At 60.9% G+C, this 8,347-nt stretch carries 5 protein-coding genes; all 5 read left to right on the forward strand.

The window, feature by feature from the left end:
• The first annotated feature begins 375 nt into the window (after positions 1–375).
• The 5 genes from QMK33_RS02295 (at position 376) to QMK33_RS02315 (ending at position 8,044) form a co-directional block, all read left to right on the forward strand.
• The gene (locus QMK33_RS02295) at positions 376–3,528 is read left to right on the forward strand and encodes a SusC/RagA family TonB-linked outer membrane protein (RefSeq protein WP_283562929.1); all 3,153 of its coding nucleotides are present in this window, start codon (positions 376–378) and stop codon (positions 3,526–3,528) included.
• Between the two features lie 15 nt (positions 3,529–3,543).
• Positions 3,544–5,067: a SusD/RagB family nutrient-binding outer membrane lipoprotein gene (locus tag QMK33_RS02300; protein WP_283562930.1), complete on the forward strand. Its 1,524-nt coding sequence runs from the start codon at positions 3,544–3,546 to the stop codon at positions 5,065–5,067.
• Between the two features lie 37 nt (positions 5,068–5,104).
• Positions 5,105–5,710, forward strand: coding sequence for a hypothetical protein (locus QMK33_RS02305; protein ID WP_283562931.1), 606 nt, complete (start codon positions 5,105–5,107; stop codon positions 5,708–5,710).
• A 179-nt stretch (positions 5,711–5,889) separates the two neighbouring features.
• Positions 5,890–6,792 (forward strand): helix-turn-helix domain-containing protein, encoded by a 903-nt coding sequence (locus QMK33_RS02310; protein ID WP_283562932.1) that lies wholly within the window; start codon positions 5,890–5,892, stop codon positions 6,790–6,792.
• Between the two features lie 400 nt (positions 6,793–7,192).
• Positions 7,193–8,044: an SDR family NAD(P)-dependent oxidoreductase gene (locus QMK33_RS02315; protein ID WP_283562933.1), complete on the forward strand. Its 852-nt coding sequence runs from the start codon at positions 7,193–7,195 to the stop codon at positions 8,042–8,044.
• Positions 8,045–8,347 lie beyond the last annotated feature (303 nt).

Below are 8,347 nucleotides of genomic sequence, written 5' to 3' on the forward strand. Positions count from 1 at the left end.
CGAAAAATCCGGTGAAATAGGATACTCAGCCAAAGCAATCGTCAACCGTCAGCAAGTTGCGCCAGCGCCAGCGCTTAACAAACCAGCTCCGAAGGGCTGGTCTTTTTTTTGGTGGCCTGCTTTACCGGGCTGCATCAAATTTCAAGGCATTTTATGGGCGTTTCTACTATTCCTTAGCCACATTCAATAAAAATAAAGGGCTATACCTGCCAGAAATTATTTTTTTATTGCCGACTGACTTTGAGGAGGAGGTTAGTTTCTTTTTTTTATAAAAAATCTTGGCTTAATGCTGCTTTACAGTGGCCTGCCTGCTACTTTAGGCTTTCGGATTGTTACCTCAACCTCTTAATTACCTTCTATTTAGTCAACCTCTACATGAAAAAACGCTTATTAATGGGCGCTATGCTCATGCTCACGCTGTCGCAGACAGCGCTAGCCCAGACGCGGACTATATCGGGCCGGGTGCGGGACCAAAAAACCGGCGAGGGCCTGCCCGGCGTGACGGTGCTGTTGAAAGGCACCACCACGGGCACGGCAACCAATGCCGACGGCTCGTTTACGCTGGCGGTACCCCCGGGCGGCACCCTCATATTTTCGTCGGTGGGTATGAACACCCAGGAAAAGCCCGTGGGCAGCAACGACCAGGTGAGCGTAGCGCTGACCCAAAACTCGCGCGAGCTGAGCGAGGTGGTGGTGACGGCCCTCGGCATTGAAAAAGACAAGCGCACGCTGGGCTACGCCACCCAGGAAATTCAGGGGGCCGCCGTGGCCGCCAAGTCAGAGCCCAATGTGCTGAACGCGCTGCAAGGCAAGGTATCGGGCGTGAGCATTACGGGGGCCAGCGGCCTGGCCGGCACCTCCACTAACATCAACATCCGGGGCATTACGTCGCTCACGGGCAGCAACCAGCCCCTGTTTGTGGTGGATGGCATTCCGGTCAGTAACGACACCGACCGCACCAACGGCGGGGCGGCCGGCACGCTGTACGGAGCCCAAACGGCCAACCGAGCCGCCGACATCGACCCCGAGAACATTGCCAGCATCAGCATTTTGAAGGGGCCGGCGGCGGCGGCGCTCTATGGCTCGCGCGCTTCGTCGGGGGCTATTCTGATTACGACCAAATCGGGGGCCAACGTGAACAAGAAGCTGGAAGTGGTCGTGAATACCGGCTTCAACTTTCAGACGGTGCTGGGCTTGCCCGATTTTCAGAACGACTACGGCCAGGGCACCGGGGGCACCAACACCACCTCGGCCGGGGGCGGCAACATCCTCACGGGCAACACCAACTCGTGGGGGCCGCGCTTTGGCACGGCCGCTACCCGGCCCAACGGCCTGCTGCTGGCCAATAATACTACCCTGCCCTACGAGTCGTACCCGGATAATATCCGCAAGTTTTATAAGACGGGCACGCTGTGGACCAATGGCTTGCAGCTGGCCGGCAACAACGGCTCGGCCAACTTTTCGCTGAACGTTAACAGCACCACCCAGAAGGGCATTACCGAATCGTCGTCGCTCCAGCGCACCAACATTCAGCTGGGCGGGGGCACCACATTGCAGAACAGAATCCGGCTGACGGGCTCGGTCAACTTTTCGCAGACCGACCAGCTGGCCCCGCAAACCGGCAACGGCGGCAGCGCCTTCGGCACGCTGTCGGCGGTGCCGCGCAGCTTCGACCTGCAGGGCCAGCCTACCCAGACGGTGACGGGCGGCAACCTGTACTTTTCGGGCCTGGACAACCCCAACTGGAACCTGCTTAACAACAACACGGCCAGCAACGTAACGCGCTTCATCAACGTGGCCAGCATTGGCTACGACTTCTTTCCGTGGCTGAGCGTGGTGTACCGGGCGGGCCTCGATACCTACACCGACCGCCGCAAGCAGATTGCGGCCGTCACGTCGTCGCGCAACCCCACGGGCCTCATTTTTCAGGATAACATTCAGTACGCCGAGTTTACCGGCGACCTGCTGATTACGGCCAAGAAGGAGAACATTTTCCTCGACAAGCTCAATGCTACGCTGCTGGTGGGCCAACAGACCAACCAGCGCCGGCGCAACGAACAGTACGTGTCGGCGGCAACGCTCTCGCAGCCAGGCTTTTATAATACCATCAACGCGGCTGTGTTTACGGGCAGCGGCGAAACCAACTACACGCGCCGCCTGCTGGGCTACTACGCCGACTTGTCGCTGGCCTACAACAACTACCTGTTTTTGGAAGGCACGGCGCGGGTTGACCAGTCTTCGACCCAGCCCAAGGGCAACAACACCTACCTCTACCCGTCGGTATCGGCGGGCTTCGTGTTCACCGACGCCTTCAACATCGACTCCGACATCTTCTCGTACGGCAAGATTCGGGGCAACGTGGCCCAGGTGGGCCGCGACGCCGACCCCTACGTGCTGGAGTCGTACTACGTATCGGGCGGGCAGGGCAACAACGTGGCCAACGTCACCTTTCCCTTCAACGGGGTGGTGGGCTTCCGGCCCAGCCCCACCATCGGGGGCGGCCAAAACCTGAAGCCCGAGTTTACCAAATCGGCCGAAGTGGGCCTGAACCTGGGCTTCTTCAACAACCGGCTCACCCTGGACGCCACATACTTCAAAACGGTGAGCTCGAACCAGATTTTGCCGGTAACGCTGGCGGGCTCCACGGGCTACACCAGCTTTTATACCAACGCCGGCCAGCTCGATAACAAGGGGCTTGAGGTACTGGCCACGCTTTCGCCCGTGCGCTCGGCCTCGGGCTTCAGCTGGGATATCTCGGCCAACTACACCCGGCTGCGCAACGTGGTGACGGCCATTTACCCGGGCGTCACCAGCTCGTCCATTCTGGGCAGTTCGTTTATCGGCTCGGTGCCCTCGTACGTGGTGGGCCAGCCCTACGGCGTTATCCTGGGCCAGAAGAAGGCCACCGCCCCCGATGGGCAGTACCTCATCAACCCCCGCACCGGCCTGTGGGCCACGGAGCTTAGCGCGCAGGTAACGGCCAACCCCAACGTAGACTGGCAGGGTGGCATTACCAACACGCTTGCCTACAAGGGCTTAACGTTTTCCTTCCTGGTGGATGCCACCGTGGGCGGCGACATTCTCTCCTTTACCCAGGCGGCCTACAAGTCGGCAGGCATGCTGCAGGAAACCGGCGTGGGCCGCGACCAGCCGCGCGTGATTCCGGGCGTAATTGCCGTAGCTAATCCCGACGGCACGACCTCTTACAATCAGAACAACATTCAGGTAGATGCCCAGAGCTACTGGAGCAACCAGGGCCTGCAAAGCGACCTCAACATCTTCGACGGCACCCACTTCACCATGCGCGAAGTGTCGCTGGGCTACTCGCTGCCCAAAGACCTGCTGGCCCGCACGCCCTTCGGCAGCGCCTCGCTCTCGATATCGGGCCGCAACCTGTTTTACTACGCGCCCAACACCAACTTCTTTCCCGAGGTGAATACCCAGGGGGCCGGCAACATCCGGGGCCTCGACCTGCAGGGCGCGCCCAACGTGCGCAGCTACGGCGCTTACCTACGGTTTTCCTTCTAATCACGACCAGCCATTATGAACCCATCTATACCGACTACCACGCGCCTGCGCTACGCCGCGCTGGCCCTGGCGGGCTGGGCCGCCACCAGCTGCTCGCCCAACAGCTTTTTGGACGTGAACGCGAGCCCCAACAACCCAACGGTTGTGCAGCCCACCGTGCAGCTGCCCACCATCACGGTGGGCACCGCCTTTTTGGTGGGCAACACGCTGGGGCGCGACGGCGACCTGTTTGTTCAGCACTACGCGGGCATTGCTAATCAGCCGTTTACGGAGGATAGGTACGCCATCAGCGGCAACTACGACAACGAGTGGCGCACCGATTTGTACGGCAACAACCTCAACGGGGCCCAAACGCTCATTGCCAGCACCCAGGCCAGCAGCCCCGCCTACGCGGGCATTGGCAAGCTCATCAAGGCCTACAACTTTGCCCTGGCCACCGATATGTGGGGCGACGTGCCCTACTCGCAGGCGTTGCAGGGCCTAGGGGCTATTCACCCGGCTTTTGATAAGCAGCAGGACATCTACCAGGGGGCCACGGGCATCCAGAGCCTGTTTGACCTGGTGCGCGAGGGCCTGGCCGACCTCGACAAGCCCAGCGTGCTGACCCCCAGCGGCACCGACGACTTCGTGTACAAGGGCGACCTCAGCAAGTGGCGCAAAATGGGCAACATGCTGCTGCTCAAGTTTGCCTGCACCGTGAGCCGCAAAGACCCGGCGCTGGCCGCCAAGGTAATAAAGGAAGTGCTGGACAAACCCGGCTCCGACCCCAAAGTGCTGGGCAGCGCCGCCATCGCCACCAACGGCGAGGATTTTGCCGTGCCCTTCGGCACGGCCGTGGGCAATACCAACCCTTTTTACTCGTACAACATCACGAACCGGCCCAACGACCAGATGGCCAGTACCCGCTTCCTGGACTCGCTCACGGCCTACAACGACCCGCGGCTGCCGAAGTATTTCACCACTACGGCCGCCAACGCGGCCCCTACGCACACCACCCCCTACGGCAAGTTTACGGGCTTCGAGAATGGCAGCAACGCCACGGCCCCCGTGCGCGCCAACCGCTCGGTGTATAACACCTACCTGCTCGGGGCGGTGGGCGAGGCTCCGGTGCGCCTGCTCACCAATTTTCAGCGGTGCTTTATCCTGGCCGAGGCGGCCATTCGGCTGAAAACGGCGGGCGACGCCAACGCCCTTTACCAGGAAGGCATTACCCGGTCGATGGAAGCAACCGGCCTTTCTACCGCCGACATAACGGCCTACTTCACCGCCAACCCGGCCATCGTGACCCTGCGGGGCACCGACGAGCACAAGCTCGACCAGATTTTGCGCCAGAAGTGGATGGCCTGGGTCGGCAACGGCTACGAGGCCTGGAACGACTACCGGCGCACGGGCCGCCCGCGCTTGCAGCCGGCCCTGAACGTGTCGTTTACGCCCAACATTCCGCAGCGCCTGCTGTACCCGCCCTCCGAGGTGGCCGCCAACGGCGACAACATGCCGAAGGTGCTCATCGACCAGGCCGTGTGGTGGGCGGCCAACTAGGCCGGCCCCTTTCTCCTCCTCCTTTGCTTTCGCGATTATGAAAAAGACTATCTGCAATTTCGGGTTGCTCCTGCTGCTGGCCGCTGGCTTTTCGGCCTGCCATAAAGACTACGGCAACCACCTGGCGCCGCTCCAGGATAGCGTGGCCAACATTCCGGTGACCGTTACCAACCAGGTGTATTTCGAGCGGTTTCCGGTCGTCACCACCACGGTGGGCGCCGGCACCAACGCCAACGGCACGTTCTCCATTGAGTTCAGCATTCCGGCCGATAAAGGTAAAATCAAGGAAATCACCAAGGTAGCTACCGGCAACGGCGGCGTCGAGTATCTGCAAAGCAGCAGCTACCCCAACTACCTGACGGCGGCCGTGACCGGCACCGGCACCAACACCATCACCTTCAGCTCGGACCTGAACGCGGTGCGCAGCTACGTTACCCGCCTCAACGCGGCCTTCGCCACCCTGCCCGCCACCGCCACCAAGTCAGCCGCCTTTGCCTTCACGGGTACCTCGGCCGGCGGGGCCGGCACGCTCACGCCCAATACTAACCCCCAGACCCCCAATCAGTTGCGATTCTTCTTCCTGATAACCCTGGAAGATGGCACGCAGCTCATCACCACTGAGGTAGACGTGCGCCTGCTGTAGCCGCCCGGCAGCCCCCCCCCCCCCCCCGGCCAGGCTACTGCCTGCGCACACGGTAAAAGTCCCGCCCGGGTTTTCGGGCGGGACTTTTTGCCGTTCAGGGAGCCGGCTTTTCGCCCCGCGGGCACTTTATGGATGAGCTGCTGGGCTAGTAGCTCGTTTGATTTACGCAATTTTGCCTTATGCCCAAGACCCAGACGCTCGCCGACTTTTACCAGCAGAAAATCCACTGGCTGCCCGAAAACCTCCAGCAGGACCTGGGGCATTTCAACGTATTTCGGCTCGATGACTTTGTGGGCCCCAAGGCGTGCAAGCTGCCCTACAGCCGCAAGGACTTCTATAAAATCACGCTGGTAACGGGCCGCAGCAACTACCACTTTGCCGACAAAACGATTGCGCTGCGCGGCAATGCCCTCTTCTTTGCCAACCCGCTGGTGCCCTACGACTGGGAGCCGCTGGACGAGCAGCAAACGGGGTTTTTCTGCATTTTCACCGAAGCTTTTTTGCAGCGGCTGGGCGGCGTGCTGCCGCAGGAGCTGCCGATGTTTCGGCCCGGTGGGCAGCCGGTTTATTTCCTGAGCGATGCGCAAGCCGCGGCCACCAAGCCGCTGTTTGAGAAGATGCTGGCGGAAATTGACTCGGACTACGCCTACAAGTACGACCTGCTGCGCACCTACGCGTTTGAGCTGTTGCACAGCGCCTTAAAGCTACAGCCCGCCACCACGCTCTACCACGATAGCCCGGCGGCCACGCGCATTGCCTCCCTGTTTGCGGAGCTGCTGGAGCGGCAGTTTCCCATCGAGGCCCCCGACCAGCGGGTGAAGCTGCGCAGTGCCGAGGCCTTTGCCGGGCAGCTGGCGGTGCACGTCAACCACCTCAACCGCACCCTCAAGGAAGTGACCGGCAAAACCACCACCCAACTCATTGCCGGCCGCCTGGTGCAGGAGGCCCACGCCCTACTCAAACATACCACCTGGAACGTGGCCGAAATCAGCCACTGCCTGGGCTTTGAGGAGCCGGCGCACTTCAGCAACTTCTTCCGCAAGCACCTGGGCATTGCGCCCTCGGCCGTACGGGCTGTTTGATTTTCGCAAGGATTGGTTTGAACTGAGTAAGCCCGCCGGTGGGGGCCGCCGCTAGTTTTGCAGTGTCAAAAATGCACTGCTTATGCACCTCCCCAACACCCGGCTTTTTATCGGCGGCCCGTGAGGCCGGGGCCAATTATGGCCTTGGCAGCGGCAGGCATTACCCGCGCCGCGCGGCCAGTTGGCTTAATATCGATAGCCAGGGCAACTGAGCAGAGCTTGATAGAAAAAGAACGGGCGTTGGTCGAGTAGTTTTTTGGCTTGCAACTACGGTAAGCGGGCCGGTATCTCGTCTTTACACCAGTCGTCCTTGCCCTTCAACTCCCACTTGTCATGCTCTACCTCTTTGGCCGCCTCGCCCTCAGCGATTCCCTTTCCTATTCCGAAAACTTTCAAGATAATGACTACCAACAACGTATGGTTCGTGACCGGAGCCTCCAAGGGGCTGGGCCTCACGCTCGTGCGGCAGCTGTTGGCCGCCGGCTACGCCGTGGCCGCCACCTCCCGCCGGCTGGCCGACCTGCAGCAAGCCGTATCGGCTGATACCGCCCGCTTCCTGCCGCTGCAAATGGACCTGGGCAGCGCGGAAAGCGTGCGCGAGGCTATCGAAGCCACCATTAGCACGCTCGGCGGGCTCAACGTGGTGGTGAATAATGCCGGCTATGGCCTGGTGGGCGGCCTCGAAGAGCTGACCGACCAGGATGCCCGCCAGAATTTCGACGTCAACGTGTTTGGCCTGTTGCATGTATTGCGGGCCGCCACGCCGCACCTGCGGCAGCAGCGCGCGGGGCAGGTGTTCAATATTTCGTCCATTGGGGGCTTTACCGGCAACTTCCCGGGCTTCGGCATCTACTGCGGCACCAAGTTCGCCGTGGCCGGCATCACAGAGTCGTACGCGGCTGAAATGAAGGACTTTAACGTGCACGCTACGGTAGTGTATCCGGGTTATTTCCGCACTGAGTTCCTATCGGCCGGCTCCTTGGGCACGCCCCAAAACCCAATTGCGGCCTACCAGTCCATCCGCGACTCGCAGGTGGCGCACGAGCAGCAAATCAACGGCAACCAGCCCGGCGACCCGGTGAAAGCCGCCCAGGTGCTCATGCAAATTAGCGAGGCTGAGAGCCCGCCCGTGCACCTGTTTTTGGGGGAGGATGCCTACCAGCTGGCCGCCCAAAAAATAGCCGCCGTGCAGCAAGATTTGCGGCAGTGGCAGGCCGTGGCGAGTGCTACCAGCTTCCCGGTTGAGGCGTAGCTGCTTAGCAATTTATAAACAACTCACGTACACACGTTTGTCATTGCGAGCGCAACGCAGTGGAGCGCGGCAATCTTTCCTTGTCGTTCGCGGCGTTATAATTACTAACCCCAGCGTGAAGGAAAGATTGCCGCCCTCCACTGCGTTGCGCTCGCAATGACGGGCGGTTGTGCGTGAGCGCAACGCGCAAAAAAGGCCCGCCGCTGAGATTCAGCGGCGGGCCTTTTTGGTAATTTACTGCGCGATTATTGCCCCAGCACGATGGCAAAAATCAGCGGAGCCACGATGGTGGCGTCGCTTTCG

The organism is Hymenobacter sp. H14-R3 (assembly GCF_030063445.1).
Lineage (GTDB): Bacteria > Bacteroidota > Bacteroidia > Cytophagales > Hymenobacteraceae > Hymenobacter.

Bases quoted from the DNA above. Each gene is read 5' to 3' on its own strand.
- QMK33_RS02295 (WP_283562929.1), top strand. From the start codon at position 376: ATGAAAAAACGCTTATTAATGGGCGCTATGCTCATGCTCACGCTGTCG.
- QMK33_RS02315 (WP_283562933.1), top strand. From the start codon at position 7,193: ATGACTACCAACAACGTATGGTTCGTGACCGGAGCCTCCAAGGGGCTG.
- QMK33_RS02300 (WP_283562930.1), top strand. From the start codon at position 3,544: ATGAACCCATCTATACCGACTACCACGCGCCTGCGCTACGCCGCGCTG.
- QMK33_RS02310 (WP_283562932.1), top strand. From the start codon at position 5,890: ATGCCCAAGACCCAGACGCTCGCCGACTTTTACCAGCAGAAAATCCAC.
- QMK33_RS02305 (WP_283562931.1), top strand. From the start codon at position 5,105: ATGAAAAAGACTATCTGCAATTTCGGGTTGCTCCTGCTGCTGGCCGCT.